The sequence below is a fragment of the Streptomyces sp. NBC_01450 genome, assembly GCF_036227505.1.
In the GTDB taxonomy this organism is placed as follows: Bacteria; Actinomycetota; Actinomycetes; order Streptomycetales; family Streptomycetaceae; genus Streptomyces.
Genome location: NZ_CP109480.1, coordinates 3,683,360 through 3,701,481, shown reverse-complemented (window position 1 = coordinate 3,701,481; position 18,122 = coordinate 3,683,360). Strand labels below are relative to the sequence as shown.

Genomic DNA, 18,122 nt, shown 5'->3' with positions numbered 1-18,122 from the left:
GCGTCAACCCCGTGTGGCCTGCGGAAATAACGAGTTGGCGTGAATTTCGTGCCTATTGGTTCAGACCGGTGAAGCCCCCCAGGTGACGGGCTGACGGCTCGTGACGCCCATGGATACGCGACGGACCCGCACCGTGAGAGTCGGTGCGGGCCCGGGTGGCAAATCGGCTTCGGCGACAAGGCCGGCGGCGATGTCGACTTCCTGCGGGAACAGGGCGAGACGTACGACTTCGATGTCGAGGTGGCGGAGCTGTACGTGAGTGGTACGGCCGGCGGCGGCGAGCCCTCCTCCTCGACCCTGCCCCGGCGGCTGGTCGCCGGGGGCGACGCCGAGGGCGCACCCGAGATCCTGGGCCGCCCGCACCGCGTCGAGGGCGTCGTCGTGCGCGGCGCCCAGCGCGGCCGTGAACTCGGCTGAACGGGTGCGCTCGAGGCGCGCCGTACACGGACGTCAAGGGGTCGGCACCGTGCGGGTGCCGACCCTCTGACGTTGCCGACCGGTCTGCTACTGCTGCGTCCAGCCGGGCGGTACGGAGCCGTGCTGTGGCGGGTTTTGCCGCGGATCCTGGGGTTGCGCCGACTGCTGCTGCTGCTGCCAGCCCTGGCCCGGTCCGGGCTGCTGCTGCGGGGGCTGCTGCCAGCCCTGCCCCGGCTGGGGCGTTACGCCGGGCTGGGAGTAGGGCTGCTGCGGGGGCGCGTACCCCTGCTGGGGCTGCTGGAACTGCAGGTTCGGGTTGCCGAAGCCCTGCTGCGTACGGGCGATGTCCTCGGCGATGAGCGCGGCGAGATCGAAGTAGGCCTCGCGGGTCTTGGGACGCACCATGTCGAGGTCCACCTCGGCGCCCGCCGCGAGGTGTTCGTCGAAGGGCACCACGACGACACCGCGGCAGCGAGTCTGGAAGTGCGCGACGATGTCCTCCACCTTGATCATCTTCCCCGTCTCGCGGACGCCGGAGATCACGGTGACCGACCGCTGGACGAGATCGGCGAATCCGTTCGCCGACAGCCAGTCGAGCGTTGTCGAGGCGCTGCTCGCGCCGTCCACCGAGGGTGTGGAGATAATGATCAACTGGTCGGCGAGCTCCAGGACTCCGCGCATCGCGCTGTAGAGCAGACCGGTACCCGAGTCCGTGAGGATGATCGGATACTGCCTGCCCAGCACGTCGAGCGCGCTGCGGTAGTCCTGGTCGTTGAAGGTGGTGGAGACCGCCGGGTCCACGTCGTTGGCGATGATCTCGAGCCCCGACGGCGCCTGCGAGGTGAAGCGGCGGATGTCCATGTAGCTGTTCAGCTGCGGGATCGCCTGAACCAGGTCGCGGATGGTGGCGCCCGTCTCGCGACGCACCCGTCGGCCGAGGGTGCCGGCGTCCGGGTTGGCGTCGATCGCCAGGATCTTGTCCTGGCGCTCGGTGGCGAGCGTGGCGCCGAGCGATATGGTCGTCGTGGTCTTGCCGACGCCGCCCTTGAGGCTGATCACCGCGATCCGGTAGCAGGACATCACCGGCGTACGGATCAGAGCCAGCTTCCGCTGCCGCTCCGCCTCCTCCTTCTTGGCGCCGAACTTGAAGCGGGACGGGCCCGTGTTGTTCTTGCGGGCCTTGGGCTGATTGCGCAGCAGCCGGTCGGAGGAGAGCTCCACGGCGGCGTTGTAGCCGAGCGGGGTGCCGGGCGTGGCCTGCTGCTGGGGGGCACCGGGCCCGGCCTGCGGGCCGACCGGGGCGGTCCAGCCCTGGTTGCCGTAGGCGGCGGGCGGGGCAGCGGGCTGCTGGTGGGGCGCGGGCTGCTGAGGCAGAGGTTGGGCCGGAGGCTGCTGCTGCGGTGCGGGCTGCTGGGCCTGAGGCTGCTGCTGAGGCAGAGGTTGGGCCGGAGGCTGCTGGTGGGGCGCGGGCTGCTGCGGCTGGGAGGGCTGCGGGTAGCCGTAACCGGCCTGCCCGGGCGGCTGCGGCAGCGGCTGGGCGGGGGGTAGGGGGTAGCCGTATCCGGCGGCCTGGGGCTGCCCGGCTTGCGCCGGGTATCCGGGCTGAGGCTGGGCCGGGCCGAATGAGCCCTGCGGAGAGGGCTGGTGCTCGGGCTGGCCGGGCTGCGGCTGGGCGGGGGGTTGGGGGTAGCCGTATCCGGCGGCCTGCGGCTGCCCGGCTTGCGGCTGTGCGGGCTGGGGCTGGCCTGGCTGGGGCGCCTGCTGCGGGTAGCCGTATCCGGCGGCCTGGGGCTGCCCGGCTTGCGCCGGGTATCCGGGCTGAGGCTGGGCCGGGGGCACCGGCTGGGCCGGGCCGAATGAGCCCTGCGGAGAGGGCTGGTGCTCGGGCTGGCCGGGCTGCGGCTGGGCGGGGGGTTGGGGGTAGCCGTATCCGGCGGCCTGCCCGGCTGCGGCCTGTGCGGCTGCGGCCTGCTGGTCCGGCTGCCCTGTCTGCTGCGGTACTCCCTGGACGGGGTGCGCGGGCACGTAGCCCTGCGGCAGCGGGGGAAGTTCGTGGTCGGCCTGGGGCGCTGCGGAGGCCTGCGCGGTGGGCGGCGCCTGTGGCTGCTGCCCCTGCGCCGCAGGCAAGGGTCCGGGAGAGGTGGGCGTCGGCGCTGTCTCCGGCCCTGCTTCCGCCGTCGCTGACGCGGCCTCGGTATCGGCCTGCGTGGGGGATTCCGCATTGGACCGGACGTTCGCCGTCTCGTCGTCCTCCGCACCGGACACGGACCCGGCGAAGTCACCCGACTCCGCCCCGTGGCTCCGCTCCTCCGCCGACTCCTCGTCGTCGTGGGCATCGCCGAACAGCCGCGCCGCCTCGGCGTCGGCGGCGGCATGGTTGAGCTCGGCCATCGGCTGCTCCGGCATCGGCTGCCCGGGGGCGGGCCGTTCGGGGACGCCAGCTGCCGGGGCAGCAGCCTGGGGCGGGATGCCCTGGGCGTCCTCGTCGACCGGCCGCAGCACGGGGAAGCCGGGCGCGGCGGGCGGCTGGGCCGGCGTCTGCTGCTGAGGCTGTCCGTAACCGCCCGACGTGTCCTGGCTCGGCTGGGGCGCGCCCGCTCCCGCCTGCTGGGGGTAGCCGTACCCGCCGAGTACCGCCGCGCCGCCGGCCGCTTGAGGGGTGCCCGGCGCGGACTGCTGCTGCGGAAATCCGTAGCCACCCGTGCCGTACTGGTTCGCGCCGGGCGCACCCTGCGCGGGCTGCTGCGGTGCGCCCTGGGCGTACGGCTGCACCGGTGACGGGGCGTGCGGTGCGGGAGTCTGGGGTGACGGGGCGTGCGGTGACGGGGCGTGCGGTGCGGGAGTCTGGGGTGACGGGGCGTGCGGTGCCGGAGCGTGCGGTGCGGGAGTCTGGGGTGACGGGGCGTGCGGTGCCGGAGCGTGCGGTGCGGGAGTCTGGGATGAGGGAGCGTGCGGTGCCGGGGCCTGGGGTGCCGGAGCATGCGGCGCGGAAGCCTGCGGCACAGGACCACCCGGCGGCCCGGTCAGTGGCCCGACGGGTGGTCCGGTCGGCGGTGGTGGCGCAGTCCGGCCGGCGTCCTGCTGGACGCCGGCCGTGGAGCCACCCTGCGTGCCTTGGGCGTACCAGGCGGGAGGCGTGTAGACGATTTCGAACTCGTCGGTGAGTTCCATTTCGTGATCGTCCCCATCCGAGGACGGGCTGCCGCCGTTGTACTCGGACCGATCCCTGTTCACTGCTTGCCTCCTGGTCAGCCGCTGCTGCTGAGCTGGTCATCGTCGCGGCCGGGCGGACCGAGTGGCGAGTCCCACGCGGCTGCGATTGTCACCGCATTACCAGAAGCCTAATCACTCGCGTCGCGGTAGGGAAAAGCGCCCATGGGCGCAGCCGGTTTGTACCCCGCTCCCGGAGACGACGACGCGTCAGTCCATACGGCGGGCCACGCCGAGCAGGCCTGTCTCCGCATCAGTGGGTTCGGTCATGACGAACTTGTGGTGCTTGCGGGTGCACCACAGGGCGACGCCGTCGTGAAGGGTCGGCATGTGCTGGAGATGCTCGTCCGGGACGCCCAGAGTGTCGCGTACGACCTCGGTCTCCTGGGGCGAGATGCGCTGGATCCCCACCAGATGGGCCCGAGTGAGCCAGAGTGGCGCATGCTCGCCGACGAAGGGCAGCACCGTCACCACGGCCTGCCACGGCAGTGAGGTCACCCGCCCCCGCGGCGGGCGGATGCCACAGTCCCGGATCAGCACCACCGGGCTCGAGACGGAGGGGCCCTGCGCAGGCACCCGCCCCACCGGATAGACCGTCACGCACTGCTGGCCGCCGCCCGCAGCCTGGGCCAACTGCTGCCAGGCCTGCGGCCGGCCGGTCTCCACGCCCACGCGCGCACCCGTCGCCGCGGCGCGCAGCGCCAGCACCTGAGCGAGCCAGAGGCCGCCCACGAGCACGACGTCGAAGGGGGTGGGGCGGGACAGCCCGAGCACGGCCGGCTGTGATTCCGCATCGGCGCCGATGATCACGCCGTCGTCGCCGATCGGCATGCTGATCGCCGCGAGCTCGTCGACGGTGACGACATGGCGGTTCCGGCGCGGCCCGCGCAGCCCGAAACCCGGGCTGAAGATGCGCCGTTGCTGCTGCGGCGTCTGCGGCTGCCGGATGATGGGGATCATGCCGGTGTCGGTGGGCGAGGCCACGTGCGCCGGCGTGCGCCCGGAGGCCCGGCCGTGCTGCCCCGGGTCCGTGGCCGTAGCGGGGTGGGACATCAGTACGTACCTCCGAGCGGCAGAGTGGCGAGGGCTCCGGGGACCTGCTCCCGGTCGAGGCGCACCAGACCGGCCTTCGCGGCACTCGCGGCCCGCTCCAACTCGCGCCCCACCTCCCCGAGTTCACTCTCACCACGGGCGGTGACGCGGATATGCCCGGTGAGGGAGACGCCCCGGCTGCCGGCCCTCCCCAGGGTCACGCTGAACGTCGTGGCGAGCACGGGGAGCGAGGTGAACCGCGTGATCAGCTCGGGCAGCGCCACACCGCCGTCCCCCAACTGCGGCCAGCGGGAGAGCCAGTACGTGGTGTGCCACCGGTCGTCGACCCGCCAGGACCGTACCGACTCGACCGTACGCCGCTGGGGCTGCCGCCCGTCCTGGGCGTGTTGCGCGTTGGCCCGCGGGTTCAGGCAGCTGGACGTCGCGAGCGCCTGCACCAGCTCGTTCTCGTCCAGGAGGGTCGCCTTGAAGCCGGCCCCGGTCAGCCGGCTCGCCAGCTGGTCCGCCACCCGCAGCAGTGCCCGCTGCGCCCCGGGAACGCCGTCCCCGCGCGCCTGAACCGCCTCCGGGCACAGCTCAGGGTCGAGCTTGAGGGCGACCCAGGTGAGCCGGAGCGCGGGAGAACCGGCCTTCGCCTGGAGCGGGCCGTACGACCGTGCGGCGACCGCCTGTTGGGGCAGATGCGGCGCGGGCGCCGGCTGGGTGTGCTGTACGACCTGCGCGGACGCGAGACGGATCCCGTCGACCTCCAGCGCGCCGTGGATCAGTTGCAGCGGCAGCTGCCGCCCGGCGGACTCGGGACGCAGCGGCTGGTCTCCCGGCTGCACGAAGAGCACGGCGGTCAGGAAGGTCCCATCGCCGATCATGCCGATCGAGCGGTCGTCACGGGACACGAAGCCGTACGTCCGCAGGGCGGGGTCGCACTCCAGGAGCGGGGCCAGCATCGCGTCCGTCCCGGGCGGCACGGGCAGCTTGGCGTCGCGTCGACGCTGCCTCAGCGCGCGCGTCGTCTCGAACCACTCGGGCAGCGGACGTCGGCCCCGGCGCAAAACCGCCAGGAGCAACAGCAGCGCCGCCACGGCACCGGCCGGGGCCAGCAGCCAGGACGTGTCGGCAACCCAGGCGGCCAGCATGACCGCCGCCGCGAGCTCCACCAGGATGAGCTGCTGCAGCCGCACCGGGCCCAGGCTGCCGGGGCGGGGCAGCGTGCGCGGCGACGCGGCGACGGGGGAGGCTGGAGCAACTGACGTACGTCTGCCGCTCGGACCTTCCTCTTGCTGCGGTGCGCGGCGTCCGCGCCGAGTGCTCGTAGCGCTGGTCATCCCCCGGGGCATCCCTTTCGCGAAGTAGTGGCCCTTCGTCGGACGGGATCCTCTGTCCGAGATCCCGGCGACGGGCCAGGGGCGTCGATGGCCCACATCATGTATGAGACTGACTCACGCTACCCGCTGCGGAACGCGAGACGACACAGGGGACACCGAAACCCCGGCTGGCCAGCCTGTCACGGACCGGCCCCGCATGGTGGAGGGCTGTGGTGAAGCTCTGTGAAGATGCGGGGTCGGCCGAACACCTGATGAACCGTCGTCCCGGAGCGCAGGGCATAGTTGGTGCCTGCGTGGCCGAAGTGGCCTTTCGAACACGATCGAGCAGTACAAAACGGGAGAAACGGGGACCATGGCAAAGCGTCAGGATGAGCTCGCCGCCTACACGTTCGCTCGCAAGCGCACCGTCGCGGCGTTCCTGGCGCCGTCGCCGGGCGGATCCGAGGAAGGCGCGCCGCGTCCCATCCGTACGGTGATGCCCAGTCTGGCGGTCGGCGTCGCACTCGTGGTGGGCTTCATCGGCTGGGGCGTGATCAAGCCGACGGCGCCCGCGGGCTGGGACGAGCCCGGTGAGTACATCATCGTCGACAGCGACTCCACGACGCGCTACGTCGTCCTCCCCGACGAGGCGTCGAACGGCAAGAAGACCCCGACGCTGCACCCCGTTCTCAACTACGCCTCCGCCAAGCTCCTCCTCGACAAGGGCAAGGGCAGCGTCCTCGAGGTCTCCGGCAAGGAGATCGACAAGAGCGGCATCCCGCACGGCGCGACCCTCGGTATCCCGTACGCCCCCGACCGGCTGCCCTCCAAGGGTGACGCGTCGAAGACGAAGACCTGGGCGGTGTGCGAGCGCCCGGCCCCGGGATCGGACGACGCCATCGACCGTGCCGTCTTCGTCCTCGACGCCGACGACGCCAAGTCGCTCGGTGACGCGGGCAAGGTCAACGGCCGCGAGGCCCTGTACGTCGTCGACCGCAAGACCTCACTGGAATACCTGGTCGACGGCAAGGGCAACCGCTTCCTGCTGGGCGGCACGTCGGGTCTCGACGACACCACCATGGCGCAGTTGCGCTCCGCCGTCATCGGCAGCGAGGCCGAGCCGCAGCCAGTGAGCCAGGAGTGGTTGCGCACCCTCAACGCCGGCGGGGTCATCGCCTTCCCGACGGTCCCGTCCGCCGGACAGCCGACCACGGTCCAGGGGCTCCCCGCCGATGCGAACACGGTGGGCCAGGTGCTCGAGGCGCAGGACGCGGGGGGCAAGCAGTACTACGTCGTCCTCAAGGACAAGGTCGCCTCCATCACGCCCTTCGTCGCCGAACTGCTCAAGCGGTCGCCCTCCGCCGTGGGGACCGATGCCGTCAAGGTCCCCACCCAGGACATCATCGCGGCCAACAGCGGCCAGGCGGACCGCTTCTACGCGGACAAGGGCTGGCCCGAGAGCGTTCCGCGGCAGGCCAACCCCGCGGCCACGGGGACCGACGAGGCCCGTACCACCTCGTGCAGCGTCTACAACGGCACCATCGGCACGGACAAGAAGCCGCAGCTCGCCGCCTGGGCCGGAACGACGTACCCCAAGAAGGTCATCGCCGATTCGCTGAGCGCCTACGTCTCGTCCGGCTCGGGGCTTCTCTTCCAGGAGGTCATCGGTGCGGCAGGGGGTGGCGGGGCGACGTACCTGCTGACGGACACGGGACTGCGGTACTCGCTGCCGGCGAACAACGACAGTGAGGCGAAGGGAAGCGGCAGCGGTTCGTCTTCGTCGTCCGCTTCCTCCTCGTCCTCGTCGGAGGGTGGGGCGAGCGAGACGGACAAGGCGCGCACGCGGCTGGGTTACGAGGACGTCTCCAACCCCGCGATCGTGCCGCAAAGTTGGGCGACATTCATTCCGAAGGGGCCCACTCTGGACACCGGTAGCGCGGCGCAGGAACAGAGCCAGTGACAGGCCAACGGACTGGCTGGCAGGCGCACTTGAGAGTAAGACGGTTCGTGGATCACGAGACGAACGCTCAAGTGTGTGAGCCGTGTAACTGATTGGTCCTGCCTGTGGATGAATGACAGGCTGACGATAGAGTGTTTGCAGCGCTCAATGATGCGAAGTTCCTCCGGGCACCAGGGCAGGTTTCCCGGATCAACGACAACATGGGGGAAGGTTCATCATGGCCGGCCAGTTCCGGGTAACAGAGGACGAACTCACAAAGCTCTCCGGTGACATCAGCACCGTCAGCGGTCAGCTGCAGGGCGAGATCCGCCGTCTCAACGGAGTGATCGACCAGATCGCCGGTGGTTGGCAGGGCCAGGCGGCCCAGTCCTACCGCCAGCTGCAGGACCGTTGGAACTCGGACGCGAAGAGGATGAGCGACATCCTCAACGACATCAAGGAAGCCGTGGACTCCACGCGGAGCAACTACTCCGCGTCGGAAGAGCAGCAGAACAGTGAGATCAGCAAGATCATGTCCGACTTCGGCTGATCAAGCCGCGCGGACTCCAGCTGTTCCTTTCGATCTCGATCGATCCCACCGGATCTTCATCGATCCCACCGGATCTTCATGGATCGTGATCGATCTCCACTGACTTCCTACGACTCTTCCTGAAAGGGAACGACGATGTCGATCCTCGTCAATTACGCAACCATCACCAACGCCTCCACGGACGTGAAGTCGACCGCCGGCCGCATCAAGCAGCAGCTCGACGACCTCGAGGCCGCGGTCAAGCGCGTCGCCAACTCCTGGGAAGGTGAAGCGCAGGAGGGTTACCAGCGCAAGCAGCGCGAGTGGGACCAGACCGCCGCTGACCTGCACGCGACCCTGTTGAAGATCTCCACCGCGCTGCAGAGCGCGGCCGAGAACTACCAGGCCACTGAGAAGAGCAACGCCTCGACCTGGGGCTAAGCCCGTCGGCGACCCGAGGGACATGAGATGAAGAGAATCGGCCCAGCGGACGCCACGGCGTCCGCTGGGCCGATCTCTGCTTCGGGGTCGTACACAGTTCCTGCGGGACCGCGCACAGTAAATCCCGCACTTCTTCTCACTCACCATCGACACGACCGTCACACAGACATGACCCAGCTTCGAAGGAAGCAAGGAAGCCCTGGGGGCCTGAACATGGGGGGCCTGAACGTGAAAGACCGGACAGTCCGTTCGCGCAGCCGCAACGGTGGAACCCGCGCACTGCAGCGGATTTTCGGCGTGCTCGCGGCGACCGGGATCTGGTGTGCGTCGGCGTCGGCGTCGGCGCCGCTGGCACTGGCGGACACGGCGGTGCCCACCCGCCTCACGGACTCAGGCGCCTCCGACTCAGGCGGCCCGGACTTCGGCCTGGCGGCCAGCACGGAATGCGTCTTCGGTGGCGACGTCATCAAGTCCACACCGTGGTCGCTCCAGCGGATCCTTTTGGACCAGCTGTGGGGACAGGCGAAGGGCAAGGGCGTCACGGTCGCGGTGATCGACACGGGCGTCGACGACTCCAACGTTCAACTGCGCAGCGCCATGGCTTCTGGCGGCAAGTCCTACGTCGGCGGTTCCACGGACGGCACCCAGGACCTCGAAGGCCACGGCACCAGGGTCGCGGGCATCATCGCCGCCCGCCCGATCAAGGGCACGGGCTTCGTGGGCATCGCACCGGACGCCAAGATCCTCTCCTTCCAGTACACGGGCGGTGAGGAGAAGCAGGGCAACTCCGGGACCATGTCGGCGGCCATCCGGGCCGCGGTCGCCGCGGGCGCGAAGATCATCAACATCTCCTCGGACACCGCGAACAAGAAGGACGACCCGACACTGCGGACCGCCGTGGAGGACGCGGTGGGCCAGGGTGCCCTGATCGTGGCGGCCGCCGGCAACGACGGAGCCGACGGCAAGTCCGCGAAGACCTACCCCGCCTCGTACGACGGCGTCCTGGCGGTGGCGGCCTCCGACCGCAACGACGAACGCGCCTACTTCTCACAGGCGGGCGACTTCGTGGACGTCGCGGCACCCGGGGTCGACATGGTCTCCACCGTCCCCAAGAGCGGGCAGTGCAGCGCCGACGGCACAAGCTTCGCGGCCCCGTACGTCGCGGGCGTAGCGGCCCTCCTGAAGGAGAAGCACCCGACGTGGAAGGCGGCCCAGATCGCCACCCGCATCGAGGAAACCGCCCAACGCCCGGGCCGCGAACCCAACCGCTACATCGGCTGGGGCGTGGTCGACCCGGTCGCCGCGCTGTCGGACGACTCCACGCCGGGCAACTCTCCGACGCCGGACCCGGTGGTCACGGCCGGTGCGGGCAGGGTCATCCCGATGGCCGTGACGATGGGCGAGAGCGAGGCGGAACGGGAACGCCGGATCGCCATTTACGTCCTGGGCACGGGACTTGCGCTGGCCCTCGTGATTGCGGGGAGCGGGGTGGCTGTGCGGGACTGGCGGAGTCGGCGGGGCGGACGGGCTGGACAGGCGGGCTAGGCGATGACTTGGGCACCCAGAGTCAGTGCTGACAACTTGGACAACAGGGGAGAGGACAACGGGGTATGAGCGACGGAATGCGGGTCGATCTGAGCGCGATGGATGAGGTCATCCGCAAGCTCTGGACGTTGCTGGACGATATGGACAAGGCGGGGGAGACGTCGCGGTACAACACGGAGATCCCGATGGATGCGTTCGGGAACTCATGCCTCTTCCTGGAGGCGGGCGATCTGCACGCAGCCCACAAAGACATGAAGACTGACCTTGAGGCCGCGATCAAGAGCCTGCACGGACTGATCGATAAGTTTGGCACGAGCACCTCCAAGGTCAAGGACAAGTACACCGAGCAGGAGTACGCGAACAAGCGACAAATGGGTGGAGACTCCGGGGGCTCGAACGGCAAGTGGGACCAGTAGTCCGGATCGAGGATCACCTACCAAGGAGGGTTCAAAATGGCCGGTGACAAAGACCTGCCCAAGCCAGTGATTGTGAATGAAACCTGCATCGCTGGACGACCTCAGACCAAGACTCAATTCGTCGAGCACTCGCTTAAAGAGCTCAAGCAGATGCTTGACCTCGCCAACCCGGGGACGATCGAGGACGTCGGCCGCCACTGGAGCAAGGTCAAGGAAACCCTCGCTGGGGGTAAAGACGGCGAGGGAATCGCTGACCGGCTCGACAAGGCAGTCGACAATGTCCTGGAGCACTGGGAGGGTGAAGCAGCCGCGAGTTTCGAAAAGAAGGCTCGTGAGATCACGCAGAGCATCAGGAACGCCGCTTTGCACGCCGACCTCAACAGTTCCCAAATGGCTGATGCGGCCGGTCAGTTGCGCGAGTACAAGTCGCAGTTGGACGACATCAAAGAGCCCAGCGGCTGGGCCAAGGTCGGTGATGCTCTCAGTGACTGGTCCTGGGACAACGGCGAATCGACGGCCAAGGACCTTCAGGACCGCAAGCTGACCGCCAAAGAAGTAGCGGAAATCAATGAGGGAAAGATCGGTGCAAGCCGAGAAGCCCAGCTCAACGGTGTTGCCGTCATGGAGAACCTCGCGGCTCAGTACATCCGGGTCACGGGAAACCTGAATAGGAATCGTATTCAGACCGATGACCGGGGAAATATCAAAGAGCCGAGCGGAAATGTGGAGTACCCGCCGCCTGTGACCCCGAGCGGCGTCGGAGCGTCCCGACCAAGCGTCTCGGGATCAGGTAGTAAGCCGTGGAGCGCTGGCCCGACCACGAGTGTCAAGCCAGCACCCACGGTGCCCCGTGACCCGGGTATCACCGGAGGTTCGCAGCTCCCGTCCGCCAAGACGAATGTGGACAGTATCTCTCCCGGTCTCACGGGGGCCGGTCCCGGCACGAGCACTGGTGTACCCAGGGGCGGTGCTGGCAACTTCGGCACCGGCGGAGGTCAGGGTTCCGGCATCGTGACTACTGGCGGAGCGTTTGGCCTCGGGGGCAGTACTGCCGGACGCGGCGGCATCGGAGCCGCGGGTGGTCGCGGTGGCATGGCCGGTGGCAGCGCGGCGGGTCGCGGTGCCGGAGGCCGAGCCGGTATGGGCGGCATGGGTGGCGGGGGCGCAGGTGCGGCTGGTCGCGGCGGTGCTGGCGCTGGCGGCCGTGGAGCCCTCGCAAGGTCCCGTGGCGGTGTGATTGGCGCAGCCAAGGGGGTCACTGGCAAGGGTGCCGGTGGCGGTGCTGGCCTGCATGGCAGTCGCGGCGGAACCCAGCGCGGCGCCATGGCGGGCGGGGCCGGCGGTGCAGGTGGTCGCGGCCGACGGTCCGAGGAAGAGAACAGCCAGGGCGACCGTCCCGACTACTTGGTCGAGGACGAAGAGACCTGGATCTCGGAAGAAGACCGCAACCGGAACGTACCGCGGACCATCGAGTAAGCAAGTAAGCGGGCCGGACGGAAAGTTGTCGTCTGCCCATGTATGAAGGCTGGCGCACCCAGCCATCGCTGAGTGAGGAGCAGGGAATTGGGTTTCAAACGAGTCTCGTCAATGGCAGGGGTCGTCGCTTTGACGGGAGCCTTGCTCCTCACCTCGGCCCCAACTGCCTCGGCTGACTATGTCAGAGACCAAGAGTGGGTCTTGGACGTATTCGCGATGAAAGACACCTGGGTAGAAACTCAGGGGGAAGGGGTGACCGTCGCCGTAGTCGATTCCGGTGTGGATGCCAGTCACCCTGATCTAACTGGTCAGGTCCTTGAGGGTAAAGACTTTACTGGCGGAGGTAACGCCCAGAAAGACTTGGACGGACATGGGACGAGTATGGCGAGCCTCATCGCTGGACACGGCCATGGAACGGGAAAAGCGTCGGGCATGGTGGGGCTCGCACCAAAGGCAAAGATTTTGCCTCTCCGTGTCATTGAGACACAGAAAGACCCTAATCGCGATGAGACCTGGGCCGCGGCGGTCCGATATGCTGTGGACCATGGTGCGAAGGTCATCAATCTCTCTTTTTCTAACGATGGCGGAAAGACTCTAAGCGACGGTCGTGAGGCCATCACGTATGCGCAAGCGCACGATGTCGTAGTTGTTGCATCCGCAGGAAACAATGGGTCTGTTGCCGTCGATGAGCCGGCGGCGCTGTCCGGAGTTGTATCTGTCGGCGCTGTAGACAAAGAGGGAAACCGCTGGGATGGCTCCAATACCGGAAAGGGGCTCACCCTCATGGCTCCCGGTGTTGGGATTCTCGCGGCGGATATGACTCGGTCGCAGCAGTACAGTTTGTCAACCGGCACATCGGATGCCACAGCCTACGTATCCGCTACTGCCGCCCTGGTCCGCGCAAAGCACCCCGACCTCACCGCAGGCCAGGTCATCAACCGCCTCATCAAGTCGGCCTCGTTCCTCGGCCACAAGGGACTGAAGGCACCTGACGAGGAGTACGGCTACGGGATTATCCGCCCCTACCAGGCGGTCACAATGGACATCCCCGCAGGCTCCAAGGAGAACCCTCTCGGCCAGCTCAAGTCGTCCGCCTCGACTTCCAGCGAGGCATCCAAGGGAACGGGCACCTCAACAGAGGCTAAAAAGGAGAAGTCCTCCTCCAGTAACATTCTCGTCCTTGCTGGCGGTGTCGCAGCCGTTGTGGTCATCGGCGCGATTGTCATCGTGGTAATCCGAAGCCGCCGCAACGGCGGTAATGGTGGCCCCGGTTCCGGCGGCGGCGTCTCTTCTCAGGGTTCAGGCTACCCGCCTGCCCAGCAGCCTTACCCCAATTCAGCTCCCGCCCAGGGGTATCCCGCTCCTCCGGGACAGTCCCCGCAGCACCCCAACCCCTATACCCAGCAGCCCCCGCGCCAAGGGCAGTAGGAGTAATTCCCCCTTGGAGGGGCTGTGAACTCGGAGCTGCCGGATCTGAATCCCCAATCCGCTGCCGATGAGATGACGTCGCATACCGTGAACCACTTCACCACCTTCTTGCTCGGGATTGCACTCGTCGCCCCTTGGCTGCTCCTCTTTATGCCGATCATGTCTGGCAAATTATTGTGGCTGACAGTGCTCGATCTGATTGGTACGCACGTGGGTCTCGTAGTCATGTTGCGCGGCTACCGCGATGACAATCGCGCTTTGAAGAGGTGGGGGCAGGAGCTCACGCTACAACCCTGCTGCTTTGTCTCGTGGTGCTCGCGATTTTGCAGTGACCCAGCTACGGATCATCCGCCTCTACAAGGCCTCCCGATGGATATCCCCTAGCGGCTCACGGTTAGTCTCCGCTCGGTCGGATCCAGCCGACCACCGAGGCGCCCGGAAACAACGACACCACAGCGAATCAGCCCGAGAATGAGAAGGGACTCTCCTCGATGGGCGCCATCGTCCTTATCGTCGGCATCGGAGCCGTGATTGCCGCCGTCGCAGTCTTCGCAGTAACCCGTAGTCGCCGCAACTCGGCGAACGGCGACCCCGTCAGCGGAACTTACCCGCAGAACATGGGCTACCCGCCCCAGCAGCCGATGTACCCGACAGCCCAACAGCCGTACCCCACCCCAGCTCCCAACCAGGGGTACGGGCACCCCGCTCCTCCTGGACAGCTTCCACAGCATCCCAACCCCTACGCCCAGCAACCTCCGTACCAAGGCCAGTAGAAGTACCTCACCCATCTAGCGGCGGCGGAGGGCACCTGGTCATCACGGTCCTCGTACTCCTGGGTGGCTCGGAAATGTCATCGGGATGCATCACAGCCGGCGCAGCAGAGACGGATGCCTACCAGGCGCTGATGCCCCTGAGTGCGGGTCATCAGCAGTCCTAGCCGAACCCTGCGCTGGGCGAGGTTCACCTGACCTCTCCAGGGCAGGGCGTAAACCTTTGCGAAGATGTGCACCTGGCACCCCCGACGTGCAGAGCCGCAGCTACCGCCTGGCAAAGTCGACGATTCCGCTTAGGGTTCGCGCGGCGTAAGGAGGGGAGCCGAAGGTTTGGTTCGGCGTGTCACGCGACAACACCAAGAGGGAGGATCTTGTGTCGGACGGGTTCTACATCGGCCACTCCGCGCTCGAAAGATTGAGCGGCGCTTTCAAGAAAGAGGCCGATGAACTCGGTGAGCAGTTGGCCAAGTTCAAGCCGAAGACGGATAGCGAGGCCATCCACGACGGGTTCGGCTTTCTGACGGAGTCAGAGGAAGTGACCACTGCGTACATTGACTTGGCCGACCACATGACCAAGGCGATCCAGGGGTTGCAGGACCATCTCTATGACATGGCCGGCAACCTTTCCGACAACTCCCACAACACTGGAGCCGCCGAGCGTGCCCTGGAGGATCTGTTCAAGGGGAAGAGCGCGTGAGTGACGAGTCGGCCGCGGAGACCATTTACGAAGCCGGACTCGAGCTCTGCAACCCCGGTGGCGAGCCAGATGTTCTGCGTGACGCGGCCAAGGCGTGGGGCGCGATGGGGGATGCCCTCGACAAGTTCGTCGTCCACATGGACAAGGTCATCGGCGATGTCCACGGCGACGATTGGCGGGGGCCAGCTGCTGATGCCTTCGTCAAGCATTGGGAAGAGGTCAAGAAGTCCGTTGAGGACGCTCAACCGACCTTCGATGAGGCGAAGAAGGGCCTGAACGAGGCAGCGGACAAGATCGAAGAGATCAACAGCGAGATCCATCAGATCTACCTGGAGATCGGTGTCACGATCGGTGTCTCCGTCGCCACCTCCTTCATCACCCTCGGTTTCTCCGCAGCCGCTGGTGCCGCGAACGCGGCCCGGCTTGCCGGGGAGGCGGCGACGGCCGCCGCGAGGCTCGGCAGGATCCTGGCCACGATCGCCCGTTGGTTCGAGAGGCTGCGGACATTTGAGCACTCGAGCAAGTTTCTGCAGTACGGCGTTCGCTTCGGCAGTACGTTCGCTGGCCGGACCGCGATCGAGTTCGGCAACGGAGTGACCACCAGCGTGATCAGTGGCAAGGGTCCCGAGTGGGAGAACAACCTGGTCGGTGGGATGGCTGGGGCAGGGATGGGAAAGGCTGCCGATGCCGCGCTCGGCGGGAGGCTCGGGGGAGGAATCGGCGAGTCGATCGGCACTGGTGCCATCGGTGGAGCGACGGGCAGCTTGGTCGGGGATGCCGCCAATTCTTACGGTCCGTGGGCAGACAAGGACGACGAGTTCGACTGGTCGCAGTCGCTGATCGGGGCCGGAGCCGGAGCAGCCGGCGGCGGCATCGGAGGCGGACTGACGCACGGTTCAGGAGCCGGGGAGGCGAACGGAACCGGAGAGGGTGCTTCCGTTGGGGTAGCCGACGGGAACGGCACAGCAGACGGTGCTTCCGGTGGAGCCGCCGACGCGGGCGGAGCGGACGGAGCTGCTGGGCCGAGTGGGGAGAGCGGCGAACAGGCGACGCCCGACACGGGAGCCGATGCCGAAGGGCTGACAGAGGAACAGCGGAACACGCTTCGCGACGAGGCCACGAACAGCCGAGTGGGCACGGAGACAGGCGCGGCCGGAAACCGGCTCAAAGAGGCGGACAGCATCGAGGACGACCTGGCCGAAGGGCAGCAGAAGACGGCCCAACAGCTCCGCGAGCACGCAAAGAACACGAGTCTGGTGGACGACTTCGGATGAACAGTTCGGACGGAATGGGAACAGGTGCCATGAAGGACGGCGGGCTCCGCATGCTCGGACCGGTCATCGTACTGGGCAAGGTGGTGGCCTGGGCGGCATGCCTCCTGGTGACGGTGCTCCTCGGGTGCTGGCTCTTCATGGTGAAGTCGACACTGCGTGACACTCTGGTGCTGGGCTGCGCGGTCGTACTCGCTGTTCTTGCCCTCTCGGCATGGGCGTTGAGACGCTCGTCGGGCAACCCGGACCCTGCGTTGGTTTATAGCGCCCTGGCCGACCGCGCATCGGCCACAGAAGAGCGCGGACCCAGGGCGCTCCCCGCGAGGTTGCGAGGCGCCTCCGCTCTGTTGAACGGAGAGGCCCTGTCGTTCTACGGCGGGGTTATGGTGCTGGTCCTCCCGCTCGCCCTTGGGGTGGGTACCCCCACGCCCACGGGCAAGGCAGCGGAGATCGCCTCTTCGGGCGCCGTTGTACGGGCGTTGCCGGTCGAGTCGGTGCGGGATGTCGTCGAGGACCGGCACAAGAACGGCAGCACGTACTACTGCACCGTGACGGTGACGTTGCCTCCGGCCAACGGAGCCGGAAGCGGGAAGCGCGTCGAATTCCGATCGGAATGGCCAGATCCCGCGGTGGTCGGCGAGAACGCCTACGTCGCCTACGCCCCCGACCGACCCGACCTGGGGGCCGTGGGTGACAACGACAGGACCAGTGTCGACCGTCAACTCTCCGGTCGCGCCATGAACAACTGGTGGACCTGGATTCTGAGTTCGGGGTGGCTGTTCCTCGTTGCGGCACTCTTCTTCGGCTATCTCACGAGCCGTAGGGACCAGCGATTTCCGCGGCGGCTGCGCGGTGACGAATGTGTACTGCGGGCGAGCATGTCCGGGTACGACGGTTATGGGGCGGGGAAGGCGCGCATCTGCCTGGACACTTCCACGGGCCCTGTGCAGCTGCATGTCCGTGGGGACAATGCCAGGTATGTGGACACAGCGGGGAGTGCGGAAGGGCATCTGGTCTGGGTGCCGGACCACAATCGGCACGGAGGCCGGAAGGGGCCGCATCGTACGGGCGCGGTCTTCGTCAGCGATGCCGGCTGGTTCATCCCGGGCGGGCTCGCCCCGGAGTATGAAGAGTCCGCGAGGGCGGCGGCGGATCACGTCGGCTCAACAGGCGAGAGCCAGCTGCTCGACCTTGACGGCGGTTGGATCCTCAGCATCCCGAACCGGCTGATGAACGTCCTCCTGCTCTGGACGCTCTGCGTCGTGGCGCTCACGCTTCCCGTTCCCTCGGCGGCTTGGCGCCTGGTCGTCGGAATCGCCGGCACGGTCGGTCTTCTGGTGTATGGCCTGTACGTAGCCGTAAGCCAAGACACGGCGGGGCAGAGGCAGCCGGGCAGCAGCCAGGGTGCCGTGGGGTCTGCTCCGTAACGTCGCCCATCGGCCCGGCTCGAGGGGTTAATCCGTGCACGTAGACGGCGTCGCCGGCGTCCGGCGTGACGTCCCCGTAGCAGCCGTAGTCGGAGTTCTTACGGGTGTTGCTGGTGTCGTTGCAGGTCTCCACCTTGTACGTGCAACGAGGCCACCGGACAGAGGCGGGCACCACAGGGTCAGCAGCGCCAGGATGCCG

14 protein-coding genes and 2 pseudogenes are annotated in these 18,122 nt (G+C 67.5%); 12 read left to right on the top strand and 4 right to left on the bottom strand.

All coding sequences use genetic code 11. From position 1 onward, the window contains the following. Positions 1-168: 168 nt before the first annotated feature. Positions 169-414, top strand: a pseudogene (locus OG568_RS16495) (bifunctional riboflavin kinase/FAD synthetase); the annotation flags it as partial. Between the two features lie 90 nt (positions 415-504). Here the strand turns inward: OG568_RS16495 and OG568_RS16490 are convergent. The 4 genes and pseudogenes from OG568_RS16490 to eccE form a co-directional block, all read right to left on the bottom strand. After that, positions 505-3,189 carry a MinD/ParA family ATP-binding protein gene (locus tag OG568_RS16490; protein WP_329536369.1) on the bottom strand — a complete coding sequence of 895 codons (2,685 nt, stop codon included), beginning with the start codon at positions 3,187-3,189 and terminating at the stop codon, positions 505-507. A gap of 345 nt (positions 3,190-3,534) precedes the next feature. Then, a pseudogene (locus OG568_RS16485) lies at positions 3,535-3,651 on the bottom strand (SCO5717 family growth-regulating ATPase); the annotation flags it as partial. Positions 3,652-3,837: 186 nt separating this feature from the next. Next, a complete protein-coding gene (locus OG568_RS16480) occupies positions 3,838-4,680 on the bottom strand; it encodes a hypothetical protein (protein WP_329532133.1) in 843 nt (280 codons plus the stop codon). After that, positions 4,680-6,002 carry a type VII secretion protein EccE gene (gene eccE, locus OG568_RS16475; protein WP_329532132.1) on the bottom strand — a complete coding sequence of 441 codons (1,323 nt, stop codon included), beginning with the start codon at positions 6,000-6,002 and terminating at the stop codon, positions 4,680-4,682. Before eccE ends, OG568_RS16480 begins: the two co-directional genes overlap by 1 nt. A gap of 352 nt (positions 6,003-6,354) precedes the next feature. Between eccE and eccB the strand changes: the two genes are divergently transcribed. From eccB to OG568_RS16420, 11 genes are all read left to right on the top strand, one after another. Further along, complete coding sequence (gene eccB / locus OG568_RS16470) at positions 6,355-7,941, top strand: type VII secretion protein EccB (RefSeq protein WP_329532131.1); 1,587 nt, start codon at positions 6,355-6,357, stop codon at positions 7,939-7,941. A gap of 217 nt (positions 7,942-8,158) precedes the next feature. Further along, positions 8,159-8,470: a WXG100 family type VII secretion target gene (locus OG568_RS16465; protein ID WP_030602125.1), complete on the top strand. Its 312-nt coding sequence runs from the start codon at positions 8,159-8,161 to the stop codon at positions 8,468-8,470. A 135-nt stretch (positions 8,471-8,605) separates the two neighbouring features. Further along, positions 8,606-8,890, top strand: coding sequence for a WXG100 family type VII secretion target (locus tag OG568_RS16460; protein ID WP_266430643.1), 285 nt, complete (start codon positions 8,606-8,608; stop codon positions 8,888-8,890). A gap of 228 nt (positions 8,891-9,118) precedes the next feature. Beyond that, positions 9,119-10,435, top strand: coding sequence for a type VII secretion-associated serine protease mycosin (gene mycP / locus OG568_RS16455; RefSeq protein WP_329532130.1), 1,317 nt, complete (start codon positions 9,119-9,121; stop codon positions 10,433-10,435). 65 nt (positions 10,436-10,500) lie between these two features. Then, positions 10,501-10,851 carry a hypothetical protein gene (locus tag OG568_RS16450; protein ID WP_266430636.1) on the top strand — a complete coding sequence of 117 codons (351 nt, stop codon included), beginning with the start codon at positions 10,501-10,503 and terminating at the stop codon, positions 10,849-10,851. A 36-nt stretch (positions 10,852-10,887) separates the two neighbouring features. Next, a complete protein-coding gene (locus OG568_RS16445) occupies positions 10,888-12,327 on the top strand; it encodes a WXG100 family type VII secretion target (protein WP_329532129.1) in 1,440 nt (479 codons plus the stop codon). A 201-nt stretch (positions 12,328-12,528) separates the two neighbouring features. Then, on the top strand, positions 12,529-13,755 hold the full coding sequence (gene mycP, locus OG568_RS16440; protein WP_329532128.1) for a type VII secretion-associated serine protease mycosin: 1,227 nt from the start codon (positions 12,529-12,531) through the stop codon (positions 13,753-13,755). 24 nt (positions 13,756-13,779) lie between these two features. Beyond that, on the top strand, positions 13,780-14,139 hold the full coding sequence (locus tag OG568_RS16435) for a hypothetical protein (RefSeq protein ID WP_329532127.1): 360 nt from the start codon (positions 13,780-13,782) through the stop codon (positions 14,137-14,139). 729 nt (positions 14,140-14,868) lie between these two features. Then, positions 14,869-15,225, top strand: coding sequence for a hypothetical protein (locus tag OG568_RS16430; RefSeq protein WP_329532126.1), 357 nt, complete (start codon positions 14,869-14,871; stop codon positions 15,223-15,225). Continuing rightward, positions 15,222-16,499 (top strand): WXG100 family type VII secretion target, encoded by a 1,278-nt coding sequence (locus OG568_RS16425; RefSeq protein ID WP_329532125.1) that lies wholly within the window; start codon positions 15,222-15,224, stop codon positions 16,497-16,499. Before OG568_RS16430 ends, OG568_RS16425 begins: the two co-directional genes overlap by 4 nt. A 50-nt stretch (positions 16,500-16,549) precedes the next feature. Continuing rightward, positions 16,550-17,923, top strand: coding sequence for a hypothetical protein (locus tag OG568_RS16420; RefSeq protein ID WP_329532124.1), 1,374 nt, complete (start codon positions 16,550-16,552; stop codon positions 17,921-17,923). Positions 17,924-18,122: the final 199 nt, after the last annotated feature.